We start from the raw sequence: 24,059 nt of genomic DNA on the forward strand, positions 1-24,059 counted from the left end.
TCAGCCCATGCAGCCATAGGCCGCATCGACCAGCGCCTGCCCGCGCTCATTGAGCAGGATGCCGCCGCCGAGCTTGTTCATGGTGTAGCCGAAGGCGAGGCCCCGGTCGCGGTCGGCAAAGCCGATGCTGCCGCCCATGCCGACATGGCCGAACGCATGCCGGCCAATGATAACGGAGCTTCCGGGCGGCAGGCTGCTATTGTCCATCGACAGCATGAAACCCTGGCCGAAGCGCGTCGGGATGAGCAGGGTTTCGTCACGATCGGTCTCGGTGGAAACGCGTGACATGTCGTCTATGCGCTCCTGCGACAGCACGGATCCGCTGCCTGCAAGCGGCCTGTACATATCCGCCAGCGCCCTGGCGTTTGCTATTCCGCCTGCGCCGCCGATCTCGGCCGCGTGGGCCAGGCCGCTGTTGGGATCGTGGCCGCCATTGTTCATATAGGACAGATGCGAGATCGATGTCGGCGCACCGACCAGCGCCATGATGAACTCTGTCAGCTGCGTGTCGGGACCGGGTTTGTAAAGGATGATCGGCGCGATTTGCTTGGTCGTCGTCGCCGGCAACCCGATCTGAAAATCAAGGCCCAGCGGGACGGCAAACTCGTCCCTGAAAAAGGCACCGAGCGATTTGCCCGAAACACGCCGCACAAGCTCTCCGACGGTCCAGCCGAATGAGGTCATGTGATAACCGGATTTGGTACCCGGACGCCAGAAGGGCTCTTCCTCGGCAAGGCGCCCGGTCATGTAATCCCAGTCGTAAAAGGCACCCTGCTTCAGCGGCTCGCGCAGGGCAGGCACGCCGGCGGAGTGATTGAGCATCATGAGGACCGTCGCGTCCTCCTTGCCGGCCTGGGCAAATTCCGGCCAGTAGCGTGAAACTTTTGCGTCGAGATCCAGGGCCCCGCGATCGACCAGCAATTGTGCGCATAACGCGGTCGCCGCCTTGGTGCAGGAAAAGACCACCGAAACGGTGTCCCTGTCCCACGGTTTCTGCCTGTCGCGGTCGCAATGGCCGCCCCAAAGGTCGACCGCAATCCGGTCGCCCACATGGATGCACACGCTCGCGCCCACCTCGCCATGGACTTCGAAGTTGTTTAGAAATGCGTCGAGAACCGGCTGAAACGCAGGGTCGCAAAAGCCCTCGACGCGGGCGTTTGCGCCAATCGCTCGCGTTACATTCATTGAGCCGCCTCAAGCGTTTTGGATGCCTGTTTGGCGGGGGCCGTGAAGTGGATGTGCCTGCGGTCGACACGGCGCATCTGCCTGCGGAACGCGCGCGCATTGTGAGGGTAGAGCGTTTCGATACTGCCGTCCGATTTACGGTACCAGCTCTGGCAGCCCGACGCCCATACGGTGTCCGGAAATGTCGACTGGAGCTGCCGATTGTAGGCGGCGGTCGCATCCATCGTTACCGACACGGTCTTGTTCTTTCCGGCTTTTTTGATGCACTTCATGATCCATCCCACCGTTTGTTCGATCATGAAGACGACCGATGTGGTGCCGACGCCGGTATTGGGGCCGGTCACCATGAAATAGTTTGGAAAGCCCGGTACCATGACGCCGCGATAGGCTTCCGCGCCATCCTTCCATGCCTGGCGCAGCGACAGTCCGCCCGCACCGGAAATATCGATACTGTAAAGGTGGCCTTCAAGGTCGAATCCGGTCGCGTAGACAATGGCATCAAATGATCTTGCATTGCCTTCGACGCCGACAATGCCGGATTCGGTCATATGGTCGATCGGTTCAGTAACAAGTTCGACATTGTCGCGGTTGAGCGCGTCAAAGAAATCGTCCGATATCAGGATGCGCTTGCAACCCATCTCATAGGTCGGCACCATGGCGGCGCGCGTTTTCCGGCCCCTGGTCATAACCTTGATATAGCGCTTTGCCTCTTCCGCCCGCTTGGCTCGGAAGCTCTCGCGCATGACAATCGGGTAAAGCAGCAGTTCCAGCCGGTAGAAGATCAGCTGACGATGCAGCCAGGTAAGAATCGGGAATCGCGCAAAAAGCCGTTTCCAGCGATCCGGATAGGCAAAGTCTTTGCGTGGCACGATGTAGTTCGGTGTGCGCTGGTAAAGGCTCACGGAACGGGCAAGTGGCGCAATGGCGGGCAATACCTGAATAGCGCTGGCAGCGCTGCCGATGATCGCAATGTCTTTGCCGACCGGATCAAATGCGCTGTCCCAGTTTGCAGTGTGCATGGCGGTGCCGGCGAATCGGTCCGCGCCATCAAACTCTGGCGTCTTCGGCTGGTGCAGCCCGCCGGACCCGTTGATGACGAACCGTGAGCGCACGCTTTCGCCGTCTTCGAATACCGTATGCCAGGTCGCCGATCCCTCATCAAATGCCATCGAATGGACCTTCCGTCCAAGATGGAGGTGCGGACGAAGCCCGTATTTGTCGACGCAATGTTCGATGTAGGACTGGATTTCCGGTTGCGGTGAAAACAACCGCGTCCAGTTCGGGTTGGGCTCGAATGAAAAACAGTAGAAATGGGACGGGATATCGCAGGCGGCGCCCGGATAGGTATTGTTCCACCAGGTTCCGCCAACGCCATCGGCCTTTTCATAGATGCGGATATTGTTTATCCCGGCCTGCTTCAGTTTGATCGCCGCGCAGACGCCGGCAAATCCCGCGCCGATGATCAGCACGTCCAGCAATTCGTCGTCGGCCATTACGGTCTCATTCATGCGTATTTGAACCTGAAATCGGCAGCGCAGGCAGCATAGTCGGCCTTGATCATATCCGCCCGTGCATCGATGGCGGGCAGCATTTCGGGATGGGTGAAAATGTAGAACCTTTCCGCTCTGATGCAATCCACAACCCAGTCGCCCACAATATCCGGATCAATACCGGATTCAACCGCTGCGGCTGCCTGCGAATAGGTAAGCGCGTCGGTGCTGGTAGATTCATAGTCTGCGGCCGATGGTCGTTTCAGTGAAGCCTTGTGAATGTTGGTGCGCACCCAGCCCGGGCAGAGCACGCTGACACCGATCCCGTCATCGGCGAGTTCCTGGCGCATTGTTTCGGAATAGCCGACGACCGCGAATTTTGTTGCGTTGTAGGGACCGAGGTTCTTTGCTGCCCAATGGCCGGCCATGGACGCTGTATTGACGAAATGGCCGCCTTCGCCCTGGCAACGTATCAGTGGTGTAAATATTTCGACACCATGCACCACGCCCATGAGATTGATGTCGACGATCCAGCGCCAGTCTTCAAGAGAAACGGCGCCGGTCCGGCCGCCAAGGCTGACACCGGCATTGTTGATGACGATATGAACTTTGCCAAAACAGTCGAGCGTACGCTGTGCGGCCATTTCAACGTCTTCGGCCTTGGCGACGTCACATGCCACCGTCGCTACATTTGCCTCCATTTGCTCCAGGTCGGCTCTGGCGGCTGCGAGTTGGTCTTCGTCCACATCAGCAAGCATGATGTTGGCGCCGTGCCGTGCCAGGCTGCGGGCCATGGAAAGGCCGATGCCGCCCGCGCCTCCGGTTATGAACGCCGTCTTGCCACCAAAATTATCCATCTTGTGTCGCCTCTACCACTTTGGTTGTACTTGCCTGTTCTTGATTAACCTGCAAAAAATGCAAGAAAAACTTACCGATTCTCAGGGATAATCTATGGAACGACTCAGTCATTTGCGTCAGCTCCTGGCGCTTGCCGAAACCGGAAACTACCGCAAGGCAGGCGAGCAACTGGGTATTTCGCATTCTGCAGTCAGCCAGACCATTGCCAAGATGGAAAAGGTATACGGCGTCGAATTGTTCAGCCGGCTGAGCAATGAAACGGTGCCGACAGCATATGGTTTGCGGATAATCGAATTTGCCGAGGCCGCTGTCAATGAGATGGATCGCGCCACCCGCGACATACAGCTGATGCAGAACCTCGAGAGCGGCGGTTTGGTGATCGGCGTTGATCCGAATGTCTGCGAAAGTGTTCTGGCGCCACCGCTTGCAAATCTCATGAACACCCATCCGAAATTGAAATTCCGGGTGGAAATCTGCGCCTGGCACCAGGCAAACGAACGATTGCAGAAAAAGGTGATCGATCTTTATCTTGGAATGCAGCCCGACCGGCTATCCGGCGGCATCCACCGCGTCGATCTGCCGGTTCAGCCGCCGGTAATCGTCTGTCGCAGCGCACACCCTCTGGCCGGACGCACCGGATTGACGGTGAGCGATGCCAGCCGGTATCCCTTCATAGGAGGCGATGTTCCGGACTGGTTCCTGAAACGGATACTGTCCGCTTATCCTGATGAATTCGGATCCATTGAAACGCTGCGGTCAATTTTCCTGACGTCGCAGGATCTCGGGCTTTTGCGTCGCTTGCTGTATTTGACCGATGCCATCGCGCTGAAACCGAAATCGCTTGTTCAGGAAGGGCTCGACACAGGACAGCTGACACGGCTCGATATCGAAGGATTCCCGATCGATTCGGCAATACCCGGCATCATTGCGCACCTCGAGGGCCATGCACTGCCGCCATCGGCAAATCGGCTGATCATGGAAATCGAGCAGTTCGTGCTCGAAACAGGCCAACCGGATCCGGACACCGGCCGGAACTCATGATTTCAGGCCGAGTTGTTGCGGTATCGTCTGTCTCAACTCGAATTTCAGGACTTTGCCCGTGGCATTGCGGGGCAGGGCCTCAACTATGGTCAGGTGCGCCGGATGCTTGTATTTTGCCAGCCGATCTTCGCAATGGTCGATCAATTCGGCCAGCTCGAGTTCAAAGCCCGGCTTGAGTGCCACGACGGCGCAGCCAATCTCTCCCCACTGCTCGTCAAAGACACCGATGACGGCGACCTCTGCAATCGCGTCGATACCGTATAGGACACCCTCGATCTCGGCGGGATAGACGTTCTCCCCACCGGAGATGTACATGTCCTTCAACCGGTCCTCGATATAAAAATATCCTTCCGCATCCCTTGTGCCGATGTCTCCTGTTTTGAACCAGCCGCCGCTAAAGGCGTCCTCCGTGGCTTCCGGTCGGCCCCAATAGCCAGGCGTGACCACAGCACCGCGCATCCAGATTTCGCCTGTCTCTCCGTCACGCGCCTCCGTGTGTTCGTCCTTCATGATTTTCATTCGGCTGTGCATCAGCGGTTTGCCGGCCGAGCCGGGCTTGCGGGCGACATCCTCGCTTGCCAGCAGGCAGCCCTGGCCCGCTGTTTCCGTAAGTCCGTAGCCTTCCTGCAGCACCACACCGCGCTCCGCCCACCAGGAAACAAGCGGCGGCGGCACTGTTTCCGCGCCCGAAACCGCAATGACAAGCCGGGAGAAATCCGTTGTTTCGGCATCCGGGTGCTGGCGAAGGACGTTGAAAGCCGATGGCACAGCGAAGAAGTGGGTCACGCCAAGCGCTTGATCTCCAATGGCTGCGAGCACGGCTCCGGGTTCGAAGCTGCGCATTACGACCGTTGTTGCACCGATAAAGAGCGCCGGAAGACAGCTGACATTCATGGCCGCAATATGAAAGAGCGGCATGACGGCAAGGGAAACGCTTGAGCGGCTGTTGTTACCGGGCCCGGCTCCGGCCGTTGCAGAAAAGGCAAGCATGCCGTGGGTGATGATCACGCCCTTCGGCTTTCCCGTCGTGCCTGACGAATACATAAGCATGCACTGGGCATTCAGCGGCTGCGGGGTCCGTTCGTCAATACTGGCTGGTGCGTCCGCAATCGCCCGTTCATAAGCGCTGTCACTGCCGTCGCCTTTAGTCTCGATCCAGTGGTCTACACTGGTGCGCTGCTGCAGTTCGGCAAGCACCTCCGGCAGTGCTCCGTCGTGAATAATGACACGCGGCGATGAGTCTTCGACAATGAATTCAAGCTCGGACGCGGTGAGGCGGAAATTCAACGCCAGAACGATGCCGCCGAGGCGCCAGGTGGCGAAGGCAAGTTCCAGTATATCTGTGGTATTGAGGGCCAGAAACCCGACCCGGTCGCCTTGTCTTATTCCAATGTGTTTGAGATGCGCGGCCAGCCTGCCAACCCGATTGTCCACCTGTGCATAGCTCAGACGCCGGCCGCTTGGCAGCTCGATCATCGCCGTTTTGTCGGGAGTTGCGGCTGCGTGGTGGGCTATCCAGTCAACAGCTTCGTAGTCTGTCTGTATGTAACCGTCACTCATGCACCAACCTCCGCCACCGGCTGACGATAAACCGTTTGGTTGCCAGTGCACAAGCAGAGCTGTCCGCAAAACGGAACCGGTGTTTCCGTTATCGCGTCAGCTGATTACCAGCGAGACGAGAACAAAAACGAATTCCGATATGACCAGCAGAATAAGCGCCAGCAGACCGTCGCCATCCAACGCAACACGATAAACGCGCCATGTGATAACCAGCGAAACCAGGACGACGATCAGCAAAAGAGGCGCTGCCGCGCCTTGCGATCCAACAGCGCCGAGTGAAACGAGCGTCACTGCGGCGGTGGCATAAGATAGCGGCAAAGACAGCCAGTTCCCGGCGACCACCCACTGAACGAAACGGTCGGAGATGCCAAGCGGACGCGCGGCAATTGCCACGGCACAAATTGCGGCGATCACCCCAGCTACATCCGAGACCGCTGCCCTGAGGAAAAAGCCTGCGCCGAGTTCGATATCGGGACTGCTGGCAAGGAGGCTGTTACGTTCCGACATCCAGAAGACGCCATAGGCGGGAAGTGAAAATGCGAACGCCCAGAACGAGCGCCAGAAGCCGCGCCACGACAGGTCGAGATAATTCAATCCCTCCGTCTCGCCGCGCACCATCTTGACGACGCCCGTCAGATAGGCGGCCACCTCATTGAGTGACGGTATAGTCACCGGTCAAACCAGCGTTGGAGGAATTCCTCATAGATGCCGGTCAGCCCTTCCAGGTCTGAAAGCGCCACGCGCTCGTCCACCATGTGCATGGTCTGTCCGACAAGGCCGAATTCCACAACCGGACAATAGTTCTTGATAAAGCGGGCATCGGACGTCCCGCCAGTGGTCGATAGCTCCGGTTTGCGGCCCGTACGCGCCTCCACGGCGGCAGAAAGGGTGTCGATCAGCGCTTCGTCGCGGGTCAGGAAGACGGGAGCCGGGCGCTCCCGCCAGCTAATCTCGTAGGCGGCCTTGTCGCGGCCCGGCCGGAACCGGTCGTTCCCGGAAGCAGCGTCGAGACGGTTGATGATCTCTGCCTTCAGCGTGTCCGCCGACCAGCAATCGTTGAAACGTACATTGAAAGACGCGGTGGCTTTCGCCGGAATCACATTGACCGCCGGATTGCCTATATCAACCGTTGTGATTTCCAGATTGGTCGGGGGAAACCTGTCGGTTCCCGCGTCAAAGGGCGGATCGATCAGGCATTCGAGCATCGGCAGCAGGGCGCCGACGGGGTTATCGGCCAGATGCGGATAGGCGACATGCCCCTGCACGCCGTGCACAAGGATGGACCCGGCTAGCGATCCGCGCCGGCCGATCTTGATCATATCGCCCAGAGCGTTGGGGTTTGTCGGTTCACCGACAATGCATCCGTCCCAGCTTTCCCCTTTTTGCGCTGCCCATTCGACCAGCTTGACCGTGCCATTGATCGCCGCAGCCTCCTCGTCTCCGGTAATCAGCAGCGAAATGGAGCCATCCGGCTGTCCGTGGTTTTCGATATGACGCGCGACTGCAGCGGCAAAGCAGGCAATGCCGCCCTTCATGTCGACAGCTCCGCGGCCATACATTTCGCCACCGGCAATCTTTGCACCAAATGGCGGATGCGACCAATCGTCGGGATCTCCGGCCGGAACCACATCCGTATGGCCGGCGAACATGATATGCGGCCCCCTGGTTCCGAGCCGCGCATAAAGATTGTCGACCGGTTCGGTGCCGTCTTCCTCAAATGTGATGCGCTCCACCGCGAATCCAAGCGGCCTGAGTATGTTTTCAAGCACACCGAGCGCGCCGTCATCCTTCGGAGTGACGGAGGCGCAATGGATGAGGGCGGACAGATTTGCGATAGGATCGGTCATGTCCGAGGCTTAGACAAATCGGCGCGCTTTGTCACGGGTGGAAAGAACCGTGATGCTACCAAATCGTGTGATGTTGCAACGCAGTCAGCTCTTTGGCCGGTTGTACTCGTCGCCGTGGTCGTTAGGCCCGTCAGTGCCTTTCCACACGCACATGACAATGAACGCGATAATGGATACGGCGGGCACAAACAGGCACAGTACCACCGGGCCCGGAATATTCATGTCGTGCAGCCGCTTGACCGACATGGCAATGGTCATCCACACCGACACAAGCGAAAAGCCGGCAAAAACAAGGCTCCAGGCTGCAAATTGTCCGCTTTCTTCCGGATAGGCCACGAGCTGGCTGACAAGAATTCCGAAGATCGCCGTCAAGAACAGGCTGCCCAGCAGATAGGGCAGCCGGCCGATACGTCCCGACAGGCTGAAGAAAAACCAGCGCATCGACGGCGCGGTCGGATTGTTCTTCGCCTGCGGGATCTTGTCCATTTTTTTAGTCGCGAAGCAGCTCGTTGATGGCGGTCTTGGAGCGGGTCTTTTCGTCGACGCGCTTGACGATGACCGCGCAGTAAAGATGCGGTGCAGGCTTGCCGTCGCCCATCGGCTTGCTGCCGGGCATGGAGCCGGCGACGACGACGGAGTAGGGCGGCACTTCGCCGTAGGAGACTTCACCGGTTTCACGGTCGACAATCTTGGTTGACTGGCCGATGAAAACGCCCATGCCGAGAACCGCACCCTCGCGCACGATACAGCCTTCGACGACCTCGGAGCGTGCGCCGATGAAGCAATTGTCCTCGATAACCACCGGGCCGGCCTGCAATGGCTCAAGCACGCCGCCTATGCCGACGCCGCCTGAAAGGTGGACGTTCTTGCCGATTTGCGCACAGGAACCGACGGTCGCCCACGTGTCGACCATCGTGCCCTCATCCACATAAGCGCCGAGATTGACGAAAGACGGCATCAAAACCACATTTGGCGCAATATAGGCCGAGCGTCGCACGGTGCAGTTGGGCACGGCGCGAAAACCAGCCTTTTCGAACTCATGGGTGCTCCAGCCGTCGAATTTTGAAGGCACCTTGTCCCACCAGCTGGCCTCTCCCGGCCCGCCCCTGATGACATCCATCGGATTCAGGCGGAACGAAAGCAGAACAGCCTTTTTTAACCATTGGTTCACCTTCCAGTTGCCGTCTTCGCCCTTTTCAGCCACCCTGACTGCCCCGCGGTCGAGCAGATTGAGCGCTTCGTCAACCGCATCGCGAACTTGGCCACGGGTGCCGGTATTGATGCTGTCGCGGCCGTCAAATGCGGTGTCGATCGTTGATTCAAGTTCGGCGAGGTCGATTCTGCTCATGGGAAGGTCCTTGGAGTTATTCCTTAACGGTCACGCATTATTGTAGTGGGAAGCCATTGTTGCCCCCCGGCAATGTCATATTCTGTAGTACTGCGCCTTTTTTTGCTTGTGCATTTGCGGCGTAGTGGCGGTCCGGATAAGCAAGTTAGCATTATCCGGACATGCTCTAAGCGAGGAACGACGGGTCGTCAATCGGGCGGCGACGGCCAGTCATTGGTAAACGAGTGAAAGTGAACACATGGGTGCAAAACGCCAAGATGATGTCTGGGACCCCTTATTCGACAACAAAACGGACCGGATCCGCGCGCGCGAAGTGCCGCGCACACCGCAAACGGAAGCACCGGCATACCGACTCGCCTTTGCCGATGACGACTTCATGTGCCGGGAGGATTTGCGCCCCGTAAGGCTCCAGCTTGAGTTGCTGAAGCCGGAAATGCTGTTGAGCGAGCGTGGCATCAAGTCAACAGTCGTCATGTTCGGCGGCGCACGTATTCCCGAGCCCGGCAAGGATGCCTGGGCGGCGAAAAACGAAACCCAGCGCAAAAATCTGACGGCGGCATCGAAATACTATGCCGAGGCAAAGAAATTTGCACAGCTGTGTTCACGCCATTCCACCGAGACCTACAACCGTGAATTCGTCGTCGTCACCGGCGGCGGCCCGGGTGTCATGGAAGCCGGAAACTGGGGTGCTGCAGAGGAATCGGCGCCATCTATCGGACTCAACATCATTTTGCCGCACGAGCAGGCTCCGAACGAATATGTGTCTCCGGAATTGTGCTTCAATTTTCACTACTTCGCGGTTCGAAAGATGCATTTTCTGATGCGCGCCAAGGCGATAACCGTTTTTCCGGGCGGCTTCGGCACGATGGATGAGATGTTTGAATCGCTCACCCTCATACAGACCGGACGCATGGAGCGTGTACCCTTCATACTGTTCGGCACCGATTTTTGGCACAAGGTGGTCGATTTTCAGGAACTGGCGGATTTCGGCACCATTTCGCCGGAGGATCTCGATCTGATCAGTTTTGTCGAAACGGCAGACGAAGCCTGGCAGATCATAGCGGATCACTACGAGCTATAGGCAGCCTGCTGCAATTTGTCCTTTGGCAAGATGAAATCGTGCCGCTATAGGTAGCGGCATGACCAACCGGCCGACACTGATGTCTGCATTGCGCGCGGAAATGGCGACGTTCGCCATTTTATGCGCGATGGTGCTTGCAATCCCGCTTGTACAGCCGATTGCCCGGGCGCATGCGGTAGAGAACGGGCTGGATATTGTCATATGCACGCAAGCCGGCATCGTTCCTGACCCGGGGTCCGGACTTCCCGACACCATGCCGCAGGATTGCCCCTGCGTCGTGTCGTGCAGCATGTTCGCTGCCGGAAAGCTCCTCAAGGCGCTTCACACGGGTTCTGCGGAAACACTTCCACAGCTCCATCTGGGTTCCGGCTGGTTGCTGGCGAGCCCGTCCCGGTCGCTCGGCGACGATGCGCCGGCGGACGCCTACGATATACGCGGTCCTCCCTTGCCGGTCTGATCACAGCGAACAAGGCCGCAGATTGCGGCAACTATGGATCTGATCAAACGGAAACGATTATGCGTATTTCAAAAACACTTCTTGCTGCCGCCGTCATCGGTGTCGCGGCTCTCTCCGCAAACTCCGCCAATGCCGACAGCCATGACAAACATGACATGAAGGCCGAGGTGGTGATGGTGGGTGACATCCATCTTTCAGGACAATGGACGCGCGCCATGCTGCCCGGCCAGAAAGTCGGTGGCGGTTTCGTCACAATCACCAATAAGGGCGGTGAGGACGATCGGCTCGTCGCGGTCAAGACACCGACAACCGACCGTGCTGAAATCCACGAAATGGCCATCGTCGATGATGTCATGAAAATGCGCCCGCTCGCCGATGGCCTGCCGGTGCCAGCCGGTGAAACCGTCAAATTGAAGCCCGGCAGCTTTCACTTGATGTTCATGGCCGTCGAGGAACCCTTCAAGGAAGGCGCTATGGTGCCCGTCGTGCTGACCTTTGAAAAGGCCGGTGATGTGGAGCTGATGCTGCCCGTCATGCCGGCGGGAACAAAGGCGATGGACCATGGCAAGATGAATCACGGACCGAAGACCAACTGATCCGTCGAATTACGGCCCGGCGCCAAACGGCGCCGGTCCTTCTGTCAGCCTCTGGCGTCAAGAAAGTGGCCGAGAAAGCCCGAAAGGTTGTCGGTCACATAGTCGATATGCTCTCCGTCGCGCCCTTCCTGCTCCCAGGTCTCGCCCATTGCCTCGTCGAAATTGTGCGGCACGATCAGTACCGTGCGCATTCCGAGTGATTTCGGCACCGTCAGATTGCGCGGCAGATCCTCGAACATCGCCGCCTCGCTGCTGTTGATCTTGTGTTGCGACAAAAACCGGTCATAGGTTTCGGCCGCCGGCTTTGGTGTGAGGTCGGCAGCAAGAATGTCGAAAATCTCGTCAAAGTGATCGAGAATGCCGAGCGCCGTCGCGGTCCGTTCCGCATGGCCGACATCGCCGTTCGTGAAAATGAACTTGCGGCCGGGCAGGGCGCGGATCGCCTTGCCGAGATCCGGGTCCGGATTGACCCAGGAATAATCGATGTCGTGGACTTTCTCCAGAAAGTCGTTGGCATCGATGCCGTGAATGTTCATCAGTCCGTTCAGCGTTGTCCCGTAGTCGCGGTAATATTCCTTTTGAACCTTGCGGGCCTCCTCGCGCGGCAGGCGCAACAGATCCGCCACATAGGAGGTCATGTTCTTGTCGATCTGCGAAAACAGATCCGTGTGACGCGGATAGAGCGTGTTGTCGAGGTCGAAGACCCATTCGGTGACGTGATCGAATTCGTCAATATCAGGCAGATGATTTGGCATGGGGCCTTATTGCACAAATGTGCGGCGTGCGCATCTTCATTTGCATTGGAGATTTGTTAGTCGGCGTGATAGACGGCACGCATGGAATTGTGGATTCCCATCACGATCGCTGCGGCTTTCCTGCAAAACATACGCTCCGCCATGCAAAAGCACCTTAAGGGTGTCATGGGTACGACGGGCGCGACCTTTGTGCGGTTCGGCTTCGGCGCGCCTTTTGCGCTGTTCTTCGTCGCGGTGCTGCATTTCGGCATCGGCATGGAACTGCCCGCCTGGAACCGGGTCTTCGTCTTTTGGGCGCTTGTCGGTGGTATTGCGCAGATCGCCGGTACGATGCTGCTCGTCTACCTGTTTTCGTTCCGCAATTTCACCGTCGGCACAGCCTATTCACGCACGGAGCCGGCGCAGGCGGCGCTCTTCGGCCTCATATTTCTTTCCGAGACTGTGACAAGCGGCAGCCTGTTCGCCATAGCCATCTCGGTGATCGGCGTCATGCTCATTTCGGTCGCCCGAAGCGCGGTCAGCTGGAAAAGCCTGATTACCTCCGTATTCAGCCGAAATGCGCTGATCGGACTTGCGTCCGGCATGGCGTTCGGCATCGCCGCCGTCGCCTATCGAGGTGCGTCACTGTCGCTTGGCGGGCCGAATTTCATGATGCAGGCCGCGGTAACGCTGGCCTTCGTCATCATTTTCCAGACACTTGTCATGCTCATATGGATGATATGGCGCGATCGCGGTGAGATCGTTCGCATAGGCCGCGCCTGGAAGCCTGCTTTCATTGTGGGCGCGGCCGGCGCGACAGCCTCGTTCGGCTGGTTCATGGCCATGACGCTTCAGCAGGCAGCCTATGTGAAGGTTCTGGCGCAAGTGGAGATTATCTTCACCTTCGCCTCGTCAGTGTTCATTTTCAAGGAAACGGTCAACCGTCTGGAAATCACCGGGACGGTGCTGATTGTGGCCGGCGTGATCGTTCTCGTTCTATTGGCCTGATGCTCACGAACGGGCGCCTTTGCCGTGCAATTGCAGCCCGTAAATATCCGCCTCATCCGACGACAGCGCGTCCGTTTTTTCAAATCCGGCCTTGAGCAAGACTGCGGCAGAAGCGCTGTTTCCCCTTTCCACGCCGCCGAGAAACCGGATCTGAATGGGCTGTCCCGCGCTCCACTGCACCAGTCCTGTTATGAGTTCGGTTGCATAACCCTTGCCCCAGGCGCATTCGGCAAAGAGATAGCCGAGATGAATGGTCAGATTTGTGTCGTCTTCCGGGAACGGCGCGAGAATGAGCAGCCCCAACAGGTCGGACGTTTGCGAGGCGCGCACTGTAAAAACATCACTTTCTGCGTGCCGGGCCGCAATCCAGCGCTCGACCGCTCCGGGGCCGGTATCGCACTGCAGGGGGGCGGGAAGGTATTTCAGGACCCGTGGTTCCAGGAGCGGCGACAGTTCTGCAGCGAATTTTGTGCCATCGCCCAGGCTTTCGTCCCAAGGTGCCACAACAAGGCGTTCTGTCTCGAAGCGGCAGTTTATTCGCTGAGGGTCCTTATCCTTCATCTGTCTCCACTCCCGCCAACAAATTTGCCGGTTTCTGGAAAACCGTCTTGACTCCGAAGGCAATGAAAATTAGTTAGGATGCCTAACTAACATAGAGCCTGTCATGAAATTCGCAAGAGTGCTGGAAGATATTCATCGCGCGATACACCGCCAGTGGATCGTCGATGGCGCGCGCCTTGGTATCAGCCACAGCGAATTCGAATATCTGCGTGCGATAAAGGACCGGGAAGGGGAAAAAGTCTGCGGGGACGGTCATGGCCAGCATCTCCAGGATGTTGTCGCCGCCATGGGCATTAGAAAGGCATCGGCCAGTGCAATGATCGTCAAGCTTGAAAAGCGCGGTCTGGTGGAGCGGGTTCCGTGCCGCATGGACGCACGGGCCCAGCACATCCTTCTGACGGAAAAAGGTATGGAATTTCTGCAGCTTGGCGAAGGGATATACGAAGCCGCGGCCGGTGCGTTGCGTTCGGAATTCATGGACAGAAAGCTTGAAGGGCACGTCGACACGATCCCGCCGGAAACCCGAAACAGCTGACTTTTTATTTGGCCAAAATAGTTAGTCAAGCAAACTAACTTTAAACACAGGAGAAAACATGTCTTTTGAATTGGTACTGATCGGTATTTCGATACACATCCTTGTATGGGAGAAGCTGCCGGAGTGGGGCACCTGGTTCAACACTCTGCTCGGCAAATTGCCGCAGCCGCTTCAGACCCTTTACGCGCAGTGGCGCTGCGCCTATTGCGCCGGATTCTGGATTGCGCTTGCCCTGCATGCCGCCACAGGATTGTGGACAATCCCGGCGCTGGCGTCTCTTCCGGGCTATTGGGGGCCGCTTTCACCCTTTGTCGGATGGTTCCTCGACGCGCTCGCATCTGCCGCCCTCATCGTGGCCGGTGTCATCACGCTGCGGGCCATCGGACTTCCGGCGATGAAATCATACCTGATGAAGGATGATTTCATGAAGACCGTCGGCGCCGCCGCCAGGGGTGAGCCGCAAGTGCAAAAAACGCAACCTGCCGAAATCAGCGGACGATGAGCGTTCCCGCGCCGTGCTTGGTGAAGATCTCGAGCAGCACGGCGTGGGCCGTCTTGCCGTTGAGGATGACGACACCCTCGACACCCGATTCAATCGCCTCGATGCAGGTTTCGACCTTGGGGATCATGCCACCGGATATGGTTCCGTCGGCTATCAGCGCACGCGCCTCTGCAACGGAAAGCTGCTTGATCAGATTGCCGTCGCCGTCGAGGACACCGGGAACATCGGTCAGGAACAGCAGCCTCGTTGCCGAAAGAGCTCCGGCGATGGCGCCGGCGAAGATGTCGGCGTTGATGTTGTAGGTATGGCCGTCGCGTCCCGGTGCTACCGGCGCGATGACGGGGATCATTTCCGATTTCGCCAGGAGGTCGATCAAGGTGCGGTCGACCTCGACGATATCGCCAACGAAACCGAGATCGAGTATGCGCTCGATGTTGGAATCGGGATCGACGACGGTTTTGTGTGCCTTTTCGGCAAACACCATATTGCCGTCCTTGCCGCACAAGCCGATGGCCCATTCGCCCTCTGCGTTGATCATCGCGACAATTTCCTTGTTGATGGAGCCGGCGAGCACCATTTCGACGATCTCGACCGTCTTTTCATCCGTAACGCGAAGGCCGCCCTCGAATTTGGATTCAATGCCGATCTGCGTCAGCATCGCCGCAATCTGGGGCCCGCCGCCATGGACCACGATCGGGTTGACGCCGGACTGTTTTAGAAGGGCCACGTCCCGTGCAAAGGCCTGGCCGAGCTCCGGATCGCCCATGGCGTGACCGCCATATTTGACCACGATGGTGCAGTCTTCGTAGCGCTGCATATAGGGCAGGGCCTGCGACAGCAGCTTTGCCTGGATCTCGCTGTTCTCGGCTTCGGTGTCAGTCATGGGTATCCCTCTGAATCCTGTGCGTTTTAGCGGCAAAGCCCAATGAGGGCAATTACCGTTTTGTCACCGAAAGGCGCGCGATGCTCGCGAAAAGTTCATGGGCAGTTCATCGCGTGAGCCGCTATATTGGCGACACCAGTTTTTGAAAGGTCTGCTATGAACCGCCGTACTTTCCTGCTTTCCGGCGCCGCGCTTGCTTCCATGGGCGGCCTTTATGCCCTCAAACCGTCAAACTCCGAGGCGCTGGCTGAAGACGAGGTTTTTGAGGTTACCTACACGCCGCAAGAGTGGCGCACACTGCTTTCGCCGGACCAGTATGCCGTTCTGCGCGAGGAAGCCACCGAACGGCCCTTTACCAGCGAACTTCTCTACGAAAAGCGCGAAGGCACATACAATTGTGCCGGCTGTGCGCTGCCGCTCTATGCTTCGAACACCAAGTTCGACAGTGGAACCGGCTGGCCCAGCTTTTACGAATCCCTGCCGGATGCCGTCGGCACCAGGCGCGATTTCAAGCTGTTCATACCGCGCACGGAGGTTCACTGCCGCCGCTGCGGGGGACATCTTGGCCACATATTCAATGATGGTCCGCCGCCGACGGGCCTGCGCCACTGCATCAACGGCATTGCGATGGTTTTTGAAGCTCAGGCCGCCTGACCGTCCTCATCATCCTTTGGCTCGGGCTTGAACGACCGCCACAGCGACAGGCCGATGAAATAGAGCGACGACAGCACCCAGAGCCAGAAGAATATTGACGAGGCTTTCTGCTCCGTAGTCACATCCGATGGAATAAGCACGAGACGCAAGGTTGTCGCGGCCCACAGGACAGTCATCGGAATGGTGACGTTGCGCCAGTCGGCGACCCGGAACGGGTGGACATATTTCAGCGGAATGAAAGTCAGAACCGCACAGACCGCGATGACGATCAGATTGGTCCAGGGGCTTGTCTGCAGGATGTGAAAATAGAGCACCACCACATTCCATAGCGCCGGAAATCCGGAGAAGTAGTAGTCCGACGTTTTCATGCCCGTATTGGCGAATGTATAGCATGAGACCGCCATGATGGTCGCCGCGGTCACGGTTTCCCAGCCGGGCGGCACCAGGCCGAACCAGTAGACCATCATTGCCGGAACCGCCACATAGGTGAAATAGTCGATGACGTTGTCGAGCGTCGTGCCGTCAAGCTGCGGCGTGACTTCACGGACCCGCACCTTGCGGGCAAGCGTGCCGTCTATGCCGTCGACAAATAGCGCCAGACCCAGCCACATGAAAACGGCGGTCTTGTCATTGTCCAAAATGGCAACGAGAGCCAGAAAACCGAGCACAATTCCCGAGGCCGTGAACGCATGCACCGCCCAGGCCATTGCCACCTGTTGTGGTTCGTGCTTGTCGCCCTTCTGGTCGTCCATGCCGCCGTCGCCCATCTTCTACCCTTCACTGTCGACAACCAGCCGGACAATACCACAAATTCGTAAATAAAATCGGGTGTTATCCGCGCGTGGCTTCGACGATCGCATGCCGCAATTCATCGATACCGGACGATTTTTCCGAAGATGTGGCGATGATTTCAGGATAGGCGGCCGGGCGCTTTGCAATCTGCGCACTGGTGCGCTCCATCAGCCTGGGAACGCCGGCAGCCTTGATCTTGTCGATTTTGGTCAGGACGATCTGATAGGAAACGGCGGCAACGTCCAGAAGCTTCAGCACGTCCTCGTCATTGGCCTTGATGCCGTGGCGCGCATCGATCAGCACATAGACGCGTTTCAGCGTCGCCCTGCCGCGCAGATAATCGAAGACGAGCCTGGTCCATTGATCCACTTGAGATTTTGGCGCCTTGGCAAACCCATAACCGGGCATGTCGACAAGCGCCATTGGAGGAAGATTGCCCTCAGCCCCCGAATAGCCGTCCGGAACGAAGTAGTTCAGTTCCTGGGTCCGTCCCGGCGTGTTGGACGTGCGCGCGAGGCCCTTTTGCCCGACCACCGCATTGATCAGCGAGGACTTGCCAACATTGGAGCGTCCCGCGAAGGCGATTTCGGGCGGCCCTTCCGGTGGCAGGAATTTCATTGCCGGCACGCCGCGAATAAACACCCAAGGCCGCGCGAACAGGGTTTTGGCGCTGGAAACGTCTTGCAATTGACCGGTCATGATCGGATCCGGCGGTGGCTATTCGGCCGCCTTCGGTTTCTTTTTCACAAGCCCGGCAAGATTGTCCCATAGCTCGATCTTGACGCCCTGACGTTTCATGATGACGCCCTGCTGGATGATCGACAGGAAGTTGTTCCATGCCCAGTAGATGACAAGACCGGCCGGGAAGGTCGCCAGCATGAAGGTGAAGACAACCGGCATCCAGGTGAAGATCATCGCCTGCGTCGGATCGGGCGGTGTCGGGTTCATGCGCATTTGCAGGAACATGGTGATGCCCATCAGAAGCGGCCACACGCCGATCATCAGGAAGGTCGGCGGATCGAACGGAATAAGCCCGAACAGGTTGAATATTGTCGTCGGATCGGGTGCGGAAAGGTCCTGGATCCAGCCGAAGAACGGCGCATGCCGCATTTCGATTGTGATGTAGAGGACCTTGTAGAGCGCGAAAAAGACCGGAATCTGAAGAAGCACCGGCCAGCAGCCGGCCACCGGATTGATCTTTTCTTTCTTGTACAGCTCCATCATGGCCTTTTGCTGGGCCTGCCGGTCGTCGCCATACTTGGCCTTGATCTCCTCCATCTTCGGCTGGACCTTCTTCATGTTGGCCATCGATTTGTACGACTTGTTGGCCAGCGGGAAGAAGAACAGCTTCAAAAGGACGGTTGTTGCCAGGATTGCGACGCCGAAATTGCCGAAGAATTTGTAGAAGAAGTCGAGCACCCAGAACATCGGTCGGGTGATGAAGTGGAACCACCCCCAGTCGATCATCTTGTTGAAGTTCTCGATATTGAACGATTCCTCATAGGCATTGATGATCGGGACCTGCTTGGCGCCGGCGAAAAGATGCTTCTCCGTCGTCTGTGTCTGGCCAGGATTGATGGTGATGGCGTCGCTTAAGTAATCGGTCTGATAGCGGGCACGTCCGTCCTGATAGTAGGAAAAGCGTGTCTGGAACGGCTGGCCCTGCGCCGGAATCAGCGCCGTTGCCCAGTATTTGTCGGTAATGCCCATCCAGCCCGTGCTCGCCTTCGCAGGCGCGATCGTGCGGTCTTCCTCGACATCGTCATAGTCGATTTCCTTGAGGCCTTCTTCGCCGATAACGCCGAGCATGCCTTCGTGCAGAACGTAGATGCCGGTCAGATGCGGCTTGTAGAGCCGGGTGATGCGTCCGTAAGGCGACACCGAAACGGCGGCTTCGGAATTATTGGTGACCGCATCGGCGATCGAGAACATGTAGTTTTCATCGACGCTGACGGTGCGCTCAAAGGTCAATCCCTTGTCATTGGTCCAGGAAAGCACGACCGGTGTTGCCGGTGTGAGTTTCGGATTGCCGTCGACGGTCCAGACGGTGTCGGGGCCGGGAACCTGTCCACTCAGCTCATTGCCCGCATAGCCGAACTCGGCAAAATAACCCGCTTCCATATTGGCCGGCGACAGGAGTTCGATGATCGGGCTCGTGGGGTCGACAGTCTCGTGGTAATTTTTCAGTTTCAGGTCGTCAAAGCGCGCGCCGGAAAGATTGAGCGATCCGGAAAGTGCCGGTGTGTCAATTGTAATGCGCTTTGCCTGGCCGAGCGCGGCGTCGCGGCTGATAGTGGTGGTTGCACCGCCGCTTGAAGCAGCACCAGGAAGACCGGTCGTTGTTGTGCCTGCCTGCGGAATGTCCGATGACGTGGTTGGCGTATTTGATCCCGGCTGCGTGCTTTGCTGTGTCTGCTGTTCGGTCTGCTGCTGCTGGAGCGCTTCCTGGGCAGCGCGTTCGCGCTCTATTTTCGGATTGACGTACAGAAACTGCCAGGCAATGAGGATCAACACCGATAGGCCAATGGCAATGAAATAATTTCGGTTCTGTTCCATCATTCGGTCCTGTTGTCTGGCGCTGATGCGCGGCGCTGCTTGCGGCTTTCCCCTGCCGGCCGGCCGATACGCGATACAAGCGATTTGGTGAGTTCTGCAAAGGGCGCGTTCAGCGCATCGCGTCTGGCTACCACCACATAGTCATGGCCGGGCTTCATATCAAACCCCGCCTGTAGGCGGATAGCCTCCTTGAGGCGCCGCCTGATTCTGTTGCGTTCAACAGCGTTGCCCTGCCGCTTGGTGACGGTATAGCCAACCCGCGGTTCCTCATCCGGGGCACCGCGGTTCAGCACTTCAAGCAGAAAAAAGGGGCCCTTTCGCCGTTCACCATTGCGAACGGCTAGAAATTCGGATCGCTTTTTCAATCGTCCGATTCCTGGCGATAGCCTGATAGGCGGCATGGGCCCTTCTTCGGGTTTTAAATAGGGTCCCGGTCTATGCCGACAGACGCTTGCGTCCGCGTGCCCGGCGAGAGGCAATTACCTTGCGGCCACCCTTTGTTGCGATACGTGCACGGAAGCCATGGCGGCGCTTGCGCACAAGTTTGGACGGTTGATAGGTACGCTTGGTCATTTATTTAAACACCGCGGTGTGCGGCCCTTCTTCGGACTGTCGTTAAAACAGTAGCGTTTCGATTGCCGTCTGGGTGGCGAAAGCACAATAAAACATGCGCCGGACTGCCAAACCCGAACGTGCGCGGCTTATACGCAGAAAGACCCGCTCAAGTCAATCGCGCAGCGGCGATCGTGATTGCCGTTATGCGCACTTCGGCAACTGTCCGTGAACCCCGATAGCGATCACCTTGAATCACATGCCGGTGAGATGGCCGCCGGTGCCATTGCCTCCGGCGCCGTGCCGCGTAGTTTTCCAACCAGGCCTGCCTGTCCGGCAGGCCATCGGATTCGATTATGGAACCAAGGATTTCGCATGACCGGAATTTCACGCCGCCAGCTTCTGACCGGCACGACAACCATCACCGCTGTGTTTATTTGCGGCATCAGTCCCGTGACGGCTGCAGGCCCTATCGGCAAGTTCCGGCCAGGGGGAAACGGCGGCATCGGCCATTCGGCTTTTGACGCGATCCTTCGCGCTTATGTCAGACGCGACGCGAATGGTTACAACACGATCGACTACCGGGGTCTGAAAGCTGCGGGACACGGTGCACTGAAATCCTATCTCGGCACATTGCAGAATGCGAAACCGTCGACATTTTCCGCGAACGAGGCGCACGCCTACTGGATCAATCTCTACAATGCCGCGACATTGGATGTCGTGACCGACCACTATCCGGTCACTTCGATAAAGAAAATCAATCTCGGCGGTGGCGGCCTGTTCGGGTCCGGTCCCTGGTCCCGCCGTTTCCTGTCTGTCGAAGGTACTGCACTGTCTCTCGATGACATCGAACACCGGATTGTCAGGCCGATATTTTCCGATCCGATGTCTCATTACGGTCTGAACTGTGCTTCCTATTCCTGCCCCAACCTCGTGACAAGCGCTTATACCGGCAGCAATCTTGATGGTCTGCTGCAGCGCAATGCGCGGGACTATGTCAATCATGAACGCGGCGTTTCAGTGCGTTCGGGGCGCATAACCTCCTCCAAGATCTACTCCTGGTATGCCGCCGATTTTGGCGGGAAGCCGCGCCTCAAGCAGCATTGGGGTGCCTTTGCAGCGCCGCAGCACGGCGCTGCGATCAGAGCCGCATCCCTTGGACGTTTTGTCTATGACTGGTCACTGAATGACGCCGCTTAAACGGCTAATCAATTGTCCGCTGCCGCACCCGCGACCGTTCACGGCATTGTGAGCGCGAGAGCCCTCAAGGTCACATACACTTTCGAAAAAGGGAGTGGAATTCATTGGTAGTTTACGCATGCGGTGCTTAGGTTCGCGGGACCCGGAGACTCAGGAGGCATTCCGGATCCAAAACAAAATACCAGGAGCGCTCCATGACGATTGACAGCAAACCCGCCGATCACGATATGGGCGCACGGGCCGACCAGCATATGGCAATTGAAGAAGACGACAACGCAAAAGCGAGCACCCCCAGCGGCAAGACAAAACGTTTTGCGCCGATTGCCGTCATCCTTGCCGGCCTCGGCCTAGGTTATTTTTTCGGCCTCCACGAGTTCCTGACCTTTGAATCACTGATTCAGCATCGCGATGCGCTCAAGATGCATGTCATGGACAATATCGTCATGGCGAGTGCCGTTTACCTCGGCGTCTATATCGCTGCTGTCGCGTTCTCGTTTCCGGCGGCCTCATGGCTGACCATTCTGGGCGGGTTTCTATTCGGATGGTTCCTGGCTGGCACGCTGACCGCATTTGCCGCCACCATCGGTGCATCCATCATCTTTCTCGCGGCCCGCACGGCGCTTGGTGATTTCCTTCAGAAAATGGCCGGTCCCGGAGTTTCCAAACTCGCCCACAGTTTTGAGGAAAACGCCTTCGGCTTTCTCCTGGTCCTGAGACTTGCTCCGGTCTTTCCGTTCTTTGTCATCAACATAGCCCCGGCATTGTTCAACGTGCCGCTGCGTATTTATGTGGCCGCTACTTTTCTCGGCATCCTTCCCGGCACCTACGCTTATGCCTATCTCGGGCAGGGGCTCGACAGCGTTATCCTGTCCGCCAAGGAAGCCGGACAGGACGTATCGCTCTCCGACCTGGTGACCGCGGAACTGACCATAGCCTTTGCCGCGCTCGCTGCCGTCGCGGCTATTCCGTTCATCATCAAAAAGGTCCGTTCGGGCCGTCAAATCTGATTATTCATCCGCAGGGTCTTTTTCGGCTCGGTTCACTTTACCGAAGCGAACCGCATATACTCTGGCTCATTTCGCACCAATGGAGAGGTTGTCATGACCACCACGCTTCGTCCCGATATCTGCGTCATCGGAGCCGGATCAGGCGGATTGACCGTCGCAGCGGCCGCCGCCTCCTTCGGCGTCGAGGTGGTGCTGATCGAAAAGGGCAAGATGGGTGGCGACTGCCTCAACTATGGCTGCGTTCCCTCAAAGGCGATCATTGCCGCCGGCAAACATGCCCACGCCATTGCCGAGGCGCCGCATTTCGGGGTCAGCAGCGGCGACGTGAAGGTTGACTACCGAAAGGTTCACGCGCACATCCATTCGGTCATCGGTGCCATTGCCCCGAACGATTCTGTCGAGCGCTTCACCGCCCTTGGCGTCAAGGTGATCGAGGACGCCGCCGCATTCACCGATCCCGAAACCGTTATTGCCGGCGACTATGAGATAAAGGCGCGCCGCTTCGTGGTCGCCACCGGGTCATCCGCATTCGTGCCGCCCATTCCCGGCATCGATACGGTTGATTATCTGACCAACGAGACCCTCTTTGATCGCACCCAGAAGGCCCGCCACCTGATTGTCATCGGCGGTGGCCCGATCGGCATGGAAATGGCCCAGGCCCATCGCAGGCTGGGTTCCGAAGTCACTGTGATCGAGGGGCTGAAGGCGCTCGGCAAGGACGACCCGGAACTCGCCGCGATCGTGCTTGAGCGCATCCGCTCCGAGGGCGTCGAGATCATGGAAGGCGCCACCGTCACCGAAGTCAGGAAACACGGCAAGTCAGGCGTGCGCGTAACGGTCAAAACCGATACGGAAGAGGAAAAGACGGTGACCGGCTCGCACATACTGGTGGCAACCGGCCGGGCGGCCAATGTCGAAGGCATCGGGCTGAAGGAAGCCGGCATCGATTATGACCGCGGCGGCATCAAGGTCGGAAAGAATCTTCGCACCAGCAACAAGCGCGTCTATGCAATCGGCGATGTCGCCGGAGGCCTGCAGTTTACCCATGTAGCCGGCTATCATGCCGGGCTCGTGGTGCAGCAGATCCTGTTTCGTGCGCCGGCAAAGGAAAACCGCGGCATTGTTCCCTGGGCGACCTATACCGATCCCGAGCTTGCCCATGTCGGTCTCAGCGAGGAGGAGGCGCGAAAGCAGCATGGCCAAATTCATGTCCTGCGCTGGCCCTATGCGGAAAACGATCGCGCACTGGCGGAACGCAAAACCGACGGGCTGATCAAGCTGATCACCAACAAAAAGGGCAGGATTGTTGGCGTCTCGATAGCCGGCGCCGGGGCCGGCGAGATGATCAATATGTGGGCATTGGCGATCGTCAATAAAATGCGGCTTTCGGATGTGCGCGGCTACGTCCCCCCTTATCCGACAATGGCCGAGATTGGAAAGCGTGCTGCGATTACCTATTATAGTCCAATGACACGCAAACCGTTTGTTCGCCGTATTATCGGGTTTATGCGTCGATTTGGATAGGCACGCCCCATCCTTTTGTGTAGCAATGCCCACAAACCAGCGGCGGTTGAGATGGTATGCACAACCTGCTCCAAGAGTTCTGATGTGA

Annotated in this window: 27 protein-coding genes; 11 read left to right on the forward strand and 16 right to left on the reverse strand. The window is 57.9% G+C overall.

Annotation, left to right across the window (positions count from 1 at the left end):
* The 3 genes from ABVT35_RS22585 to ABVT35_RS22595 are packed head-to-tail and all read right to left on the reverse strand — an operon-like array spanning position 1 to position 3,532.
* Positions 1-1,185, reverse strand: coding sequence for a serine hydrolase domain-containing protein (locus tag ABVT35_RS22585; RefSeq protein WP_368469536.1), 1,185 nt, complete (start codon positions 1,183-1,185; stop codon positions 1-3).
* A complete protein-coding gene (locus tag ABVT35_RS22590) occupies positions 1,182-2,693 on the reverse strand; it encodes a flavin-containing monooxygenase (RefSeq protein ID WP_368469538.1) in 1,512 nt (503 codons plus the stop codon). The genes ABVT35_RS22585 and ABVT35_RS22590 overlap by 4 nt, the downstream gene beginning before the upstream one ends.
* A complete protein-coding gene (locus ABVT35_RS22595) occupies positions 2,690-3,532 on the reverse strand; it encodes an SDR family NAD(P)-dependent oxidoreductase (RefSeq protein WP_368469539.1) in 843 nt (280 codons plus the stop codon). The genes ABVT35_RS22590 and ABVT35_RS22595 overlap by 4 nt, the downstream gene beginning before the upstream one ends.
* 94 nt (positions 3,533-3,626) lie before the next feature.
* On the opposite strand from ABVT35_RS22595, the gene ABVT35_RS22600 reads away from it, so the two are divergent.
* Positions 3,627-4,574, forward strand: coding sequence for a LysR family transcriptional regulator (locus ABVT35_RS22600; protein WP_368469541.1), 948 nt, complete (start codon positions 3,627-3,629; stop codon positions 4,572-4,574).
* On the opposite strand, the gene ABVT35_RS22605 is transcribed toward ABVT35_RS22600, so the two are convergent.
* The 5 genes from ABVT35_RS22605 to dapD all read right to left on the reverse strand — a co-directional run bounded on the left by ABVT35_RS22605 (position 4,569) and on the right by dapD (position 9,329).
* Positions 4,569-6,134, reverse strand: coding sequence for a long-chain fatty acid--CoA ligase (locus tag ABVT35_RS22605; protein WP_368469542.1), 1,566 nt, complete (start codon positions 6,132-6,134; stop codon positions 4,569-4,571). The two genes, ABVT35_RS22600 and ABVT35_RS22605, sit on opposite strands and share 6 nt — an antisense overlap.
* Positions 6,135-6,230: 96 nt before the next feature.
* Positions 6,231-6,806, reverse strand: coding sequence for a hypothetical protein (locus tag ABVT35_RS22610; protein ID WP_368469543.1), 576 nt, complete (start codon positions 6,804-6,806; stop codon positions 6,231-6,233).
* A complete protein-coding gene (gene dapE / locus ABVT35_RS22615; protein ID WP_368469545.1) occupies positions 6,803-7,981 on the reverse strand; it encodes a succinyl-diaminopimelate desuccinylase in 1,179 nt (392 codons plus the stop codon). The genes ABVT35_RS22610 and dapE overlap by 4 nt, the downstream gene beginning before the upstream one ends.
* An 84-nt stretch (positions 7,982-8,065) precedes the next feature.
* Positions 8,066-8,467, reverse strand: coding sequence for a DUF805 domain-containing protein (locus tag ABVT35_RS22620; protein WP_368469547.1), 402 nt, complete (start codon positions 8,465-8,467; stop codon positions 8,066-8,068).
* A gap of 4 nt (positions 8,468-8,471) precedes the next feature.
* Positions 8,472-9,329, reverse strand: coding sequence for a 2,3,4,5-tetrahydropyridine-2,6-dicarboxylate N-succinyltransferase (dapD, locus tag ABVT35_RS22625; protein WP_368469550.1), 858 nt, complete (start codon positions 9,327-9,329; stop codon positions 8,472-8,474).
* 238 nt (positions 9,330-9,567) lie between these two features.
* Between dapD and ABVT35_RS22630 the strand changes: the two genes are divergently transcribed.
* Genes ABVT35_RS22630 through ABVT35_RS22640 form a run of 3 tightly spaced genes read left to right on the forward strand, consistent with a single transcriptional unit; the run spans position 9,568 to position 11,463 of the window.
* Entirely contained in the window at positions 9,568-10,410 is an 843-nt protein-coding gene (locus tag ABVT35_RS22630; protein ID WP_368469551.1) for an LOG family protein, read from the forward strand.
* A gap of 58 nt (positions 10,411-10,468) precedes the next feature.
* Positions 10,469-10,867 (forward strand): hypothetical protein, encoded by a 399-nt coding sequence (locus ABVT35_RS22635; RefSeq protein ID WP_368469553.1) that lies wholly within the window; start codon positions 10,469-10,471, stop codon positions 10,865-10,867.
* Between the two features lie 59 nt (positions 10,868-10,926).
* Positions 10,927-11,463: a copper chaperone PCu(A)C gene (locus tag ABVT35_RS22640; RefSeq protein ID WP_368469554.1), complete on the forward strand. Its 537-nt coding sequence runs from the start codon at positions 10,927-10,929 to the stop codon at positions 11,461-11,463.
* Between the two features lie 44 nt (positions 11,464-11,507).
* Here the strand turns inward: ABVT35_RS22640 and ABVT35_RS22645 are convergent, their stop codons facing one another.
* A complete protein-coding gene (locus ABVT35_RS22645; RefSeq protein WP_368469555.1) occupies positions 11,508-12,218 on the reverse strand; it encodes a pyrimidine 5'-nucleotidase in 711 nt (236 codons plus the stop codon).
* 81 nt (positions 12,219-12,299) lie between these two features.
* Between ABVT35_RS22645 and ABVT35_RS22650 the strand changes: the two genes are divergently transcribed.
* Positions 12,300-13,205: an EamA family transporter gene (locus tag ABVT35_RS22650; protein WP_368469556.1), complete on the forward strand. Its 906-nt coding sequence runs from the start codon at positions 12,300-12,302 to the stop codon at positions 13,203-13,205.
* Positions 13,206-13,208: 3 nt separating this feature from the next.
* Here the strand turns inward: ABVT35_RS22650 and ABVT35_RS22655 are convergent, their stop codons facing one another.
* The gene (locus tag ABVT35_RS22655) at positions 13,209-13,766 is read right to left on the reverse strand and encodes a GNAT family N-acetyltransferase (protein ID WP_368469558.1); all 558 of its coding nucleotides are present in this window, start codon (positions 13,764-13,766) and stop codon (positions 13,209-13,211) included.
* Between the two features lie 103 nt (positions 13,767-13,869).
* Here ABVT35_RS22655 and ABVT35_RS22660 point away from each other — a divergent pair, with 103 nt between their 5' ends.
* Together ABVT35_RS22660 and ABVT35_RS22665 are read left to right on the forward strand one after the other, a co-directional pair.
* Positions 13,870-14,301 (forward strand): MarR family winged helix-turn-helix transcriptional regulator, encoded by a 432-nt coding sequence (locus ABVT35_RS22660; protein WP_368469560.1) that lies wholly within the window; start codon positions 13,870-13,872, stop codon positions 14,299-14,301.
* A gap of 58 nt (positions 14,302-14,359) precedes the next feature.
* Positions 14,360-14,803 (forward strand): hypothetical protein, encoded by a 444-nt coding sequence (locus tag ABVT35_RS22665; RefSeq protein ID WP_368469562.1) that lies wholly within the window; start codon positions 14,360-14,362, stop codon positions 14,801-14,803.
* On the opposite strand, the gene argB is transcribed toward ABVT35_RS22665, so the two are convergent.
* Positions 14,790-15,686, reverse strand: a complete 897-nt coding sequence (argB, locus tag ABVT35_RS22670) for an acetylglutamate kinase (protein ID WP_368469563.1) — start codon at positions 15,684-15,686, stop codon at positions 14,790-14,792. The genes ABVT35_RS22665 and argB overlap by 14 nt on opposite strands.
* A 156-nt stretch (positions 15,687-15,842) precedes the next feature.
* On the opposite strand from argB, the gene msrB reads away from it, so the two are divergent.
* On the forward strand, positions 15,843-16,340 hold the full coding sequence (gene msrB, locus ABVT35_RS22675; protein WP_368469564.1) for a peptide-methionine (R)-S-oxide reductase MsrB: 498 nt from the start codon (positions 15,843-15,845) through the stop codon (positions 16,338-16,340).
* Here the strand turns inward: msrB and ABVT35_RS22680 are convergent.
* The 5 genes from ABVT35_RS22680 to rpmH form a co-directional block, all read right to left on the reverse strand.
* The gene (locus ABVT35_RS22680) at positions 16,328-17,107 is read right to left on the reverse strand and encodes a phosphatidylcholine/phosphatidylserine synthase (RefSeq protein ID WP_368469565.1); all 780 of its coding nucleotides are present in this window, start codon (positions 17,105-17,107) and stop codon (positions 16,328-16,330) included. The two genes, msrB and ABVT35_RS22680, sit on opposite strands and share 13 nt — an antisense overlap.
* Positions 17,108-17,171: 64 nt before the next feature.
* Positions 17,172-17,831, reverse strand: a complete 660-nt coding sequence (gene yihA, locus ABVT35_RS22685) for a ribosome biogenesis GTP-binding protein YihA/YsxC (RefSeq protein ID WP_368469566.1) — start codon at positions 17,829-17,831, stop codon at positions 17,172-17,174.
* A gap of 18 nt (positions 17,832-17,849) precedes the next feature.
* Positions 17,850-19,688, reverse strand: a complete 1,839-nt coding sequence (gene yidC / locus ABVT35_RS22690) for a membrane protein insertase YidC (RefSeq protein ID WP_368469715.1) — start codon at positions 19,686-19,688, stop codon at positions 17,850-17,852.
* A complete protein-coding gene (gene rnpA / locus ABVT35_RS22695; RefSeq protein WP_368469568.1) occupies positions 19,688-20,089 on the reverse strand; it encodes a ribonuclease P protein component in 402 nt (133 codons plus the stop codon). The genes yidC and rnpA overlap by 1 nt, the downstream gene beginning before the upstream one ends.
* 34 nt (positions 20,090-20,123) lie before the next feature.
* Positions 20,124-20,261 carry a 50S ribosomal protein L34 gene (rpmH, locus tag ABVT35_RS22700; protein WP_368469570.1) on the reverse strand — a complete coding sequence of 46 codons (138 nt, stop codon included), beginning with the start codon at positions 20,259-20,261 and terminating at the stop codon, positions 20,124-20,126.
* Positions 20,262-20,615: 354 nt separating this feature from the next.
* Here rpmH and ABVT35_RS22705 point away from each other — a divergent pair, with 354 nt between their 5' ends.
* The 3 genes from ABVT35_RS22705 (at position 20,616) to ABVT35_RS22715 (ending at position 23,971) form a co-directional block, all read left to right on the forward strand.
* A complete protein-coding gene (locus ABVT35_RS22705) occupies positions 20,616-21,440 on the forward strand; it encodes a DUF547 domain-containing protein (RefSeq protein WP_368469572.1) in 825 nt (274 codons plus the stop codon).
* Positions 21,441-21,634: 194 nt separating this feature from the next.
* The gene (locus ABVT35_RS22710) at positions 21,635-22,447 is read left to right on the forward strand and encodes a TVP38/TMEM64 family protein (RefSeq protein ID WP_368469575.1); all 813 of its coding nucleotides are present in this window, start codon (positions 21,635-21,637) and stop codon (positions 22,445-22,447) included.
* Positions 22,448-22,540: 93 nt separating this feature from the next.
* Positions 22,541-23,971, forward strand: a complete 1,431-nt coding sequence (locus tag ABVT35_RS22715; RefSeq protein ID WP_368469576.1) for an NAD(P)/FAD-dependent oxidoreductase — start codon at positions 22,541-22,543, stop codon at positions 23,969-23,971.
* Positions 23,972-24,059: the final 88 nt, after the last annotated feature.

This window comes from Hoeflea sp. TYP-13 (genome assembly GCF_040932035.1).
Classification (GTDB): domain Bacteria; phylum Pseudomonadota; class Alphaproteobacteria; order Rhizobiales; family Rhizobiaceae; genus Hoeflea_A.

Excerpts from the sequence above, each read along its gene's own strand:
- rnpA (WP_368469568.1), bottom strand. The coding sequence starts at position 20,089 with ATGCCGCCTATCAGGCTATCGCCAGGAATCGGACGATTGAAAAAGCGA.
- ABVT35_RS22605 (WP_368469542.1), bottom strand. The coding sequence starts at position 6,134 with ATGAGTGACGGTTACATACAGACAGACTACGAAGCTGTTGACTGGATA.
- msrB (WP_368469564.1), top strand. The coding sequence starts at position 15,843 with ATGAACCGCCGTACTTTCCTGCTTTCCGGCGCCGCGCTTGCTTCCATG.
- ABVT35_RS22705 (WP_368469572.1), top strand. The coding sequence starts at position 20,616 with ATGACCGGAATTTCACGCCGCCAGCTTCTGACCGGCACGACAACCATC.
- argB (WP_368469563.1), bottom strand. The coding sequence starts at position 15,686 with ATGACTGACACCGAAGCCGAGAACAGCGAGATCCAGGCAAAGCTGCTG.
- ABVT35_RS22645 (WP_368469555.1), bottom strand. The coding sequence starts at position 12,218 with ATGCCAAATCATCTGCCTGATATTGACGAATTCGATCACGTCACCGAA.
- ABVT35_RS22600 (WP_368469541.1), top strand. The coding sequence starts at position 3,627 with ATGGAACGACTCAGTCATTTGCGTCAGCTCCTGGCGCTTGCCGAAACC.
- ABVT35_RS22680 (WP_368469565.1), bottom strand. The coding sequence starts at position 17,107 with ATGGGCGACGGCGGCATGGACGACCAGAAGGGCGACAAGCACGAACCA.
- ABVT35_RS22710 (WP_368469575.1), top strand. The coding sequence starts at position 21,635 with ATGACGATTGACAGCAAACCCGCCGATCACGATATGGGCGCACGGGCC.
- ABVT35_RS22660 (WP_368469560.1), top strand. The coding sequence starts at position 13,870 with ATGAAATTCGCAAGAGTGCTGGAAGATATTCATCGCGCGATACACCGC.
- dapD (WP_368469550.1), bottom strand. The coding sequence starts at position 9,329 with ATGAGCAGAATCGACCTCGCCGAACTTGAATCAACGATCGACACCGCA.
- ABVT35_RS22715 (WP_368469576.1), top strand. The coding sequence starts at position 22,541 with ATGACCACCACGCTTCGTCCCGATATCTGCGTCATCGGAGCCGGATCA.
- ABVT35_RS22640 (WP_368469554.1), top strand. The coding sequence starts at position 10,927 with ATGCGTATTTCAAAAACACTTCTTGCTGCCGCCGTCATCGGTGTCGCG.
- dapE (WP_368469545.1), bottom strand. The coding sequence starts at position 7,981 with ATGACCGATCCTATCGCAAATCTGTCCGCCCTCATCCATTGCGCCTCC.
- ABVT35_RS22595 (WP_368469539.1), bottom strand. The coding sequence starts at position 3,532 with ATGGATAATTTTGGTGGCAAGACGGCGTTCATAACCGGAGGCGCGGGC.
- yihA (WP_368469566.1), bottom strand. The coding sequence starts at position 17,831 with ATGACCGGTCAATTGCAAGACGTTTCCAGCGCCAAAACCCTGTTCGCG.
- ABVT35_RS22635 (WP_368469553.1), top strand. The coding sequence starts at position 10,469 with ATGACCAACCGGCCGACACTGATGTCTGCATTGCGCGCGGAAATGGCG.
- ABVT35_RS22585 (WP_368469536.1), bottom strand. The coding sequence starts at position 1,185 with ATGAATGTAACGCGAGCGATTGGCGCAAACGCCCGCGTCGAGGGCTTT.
- ABVT35_RS22650 (WP_368469556.1), top strand. The coding sequence starts at position 12,300 with ATGGAATTGTGGATTCCCATCACGATCGCTGCGGCTTTCCTGCAAAAC.
- ABVT35_RS22655 (WP_368469558.1), bottom strand. The coding sequence starts at position 13,766 with ATGAAGGATAAGGACCCTCAGCGAATAAACTGCCGCTTCGAGACAGAA.
- ABVT35_RS22630 (WP_368469551.1), top strand. The coding sequence starts at position 9,568 with ATGGGTGCAAAACGCCAAGATGATGTCTGGGACCCCTTATTCGACAAC.
- ABVT35_RS22590 (WP_368469538.1), bottom strand. The coding sequence starts at position 2,693 with ATGAATGAGACCGTAATGGCCGACGACGAATTGCTGGACGTGCTGATC.
- ABVT35_RS22665 (WP_368469562.1), top strand. The coding sequence starts at position 14,360 with ATGTCTTTTGAATTGGTACTGATCGGTATTTCGATACACATCCTTGTA.
- yidC (WP_368469715.1), bottom strand. The coding sequence starts at position 19,688 with ATGGAACAGAACCGAAATTATTTCATTGCCATTGGCCTATCGGTGTTG.
- ABVT35_RS22620 (WP_368469547.1), bottom strand. The coding sequence starts at position 8,467 with ATGGACAAGATCCCGCAGGCGAAGAACAATCCGACCGCGCCGTCGATG.
- rpmH (WP_368469570.1), bottom strand. The coding sequence starts at position 20,261 with ATGACCAAGCGTACCTATCAACCGTCCAAACTTGTGCGCAAGCGCCGC.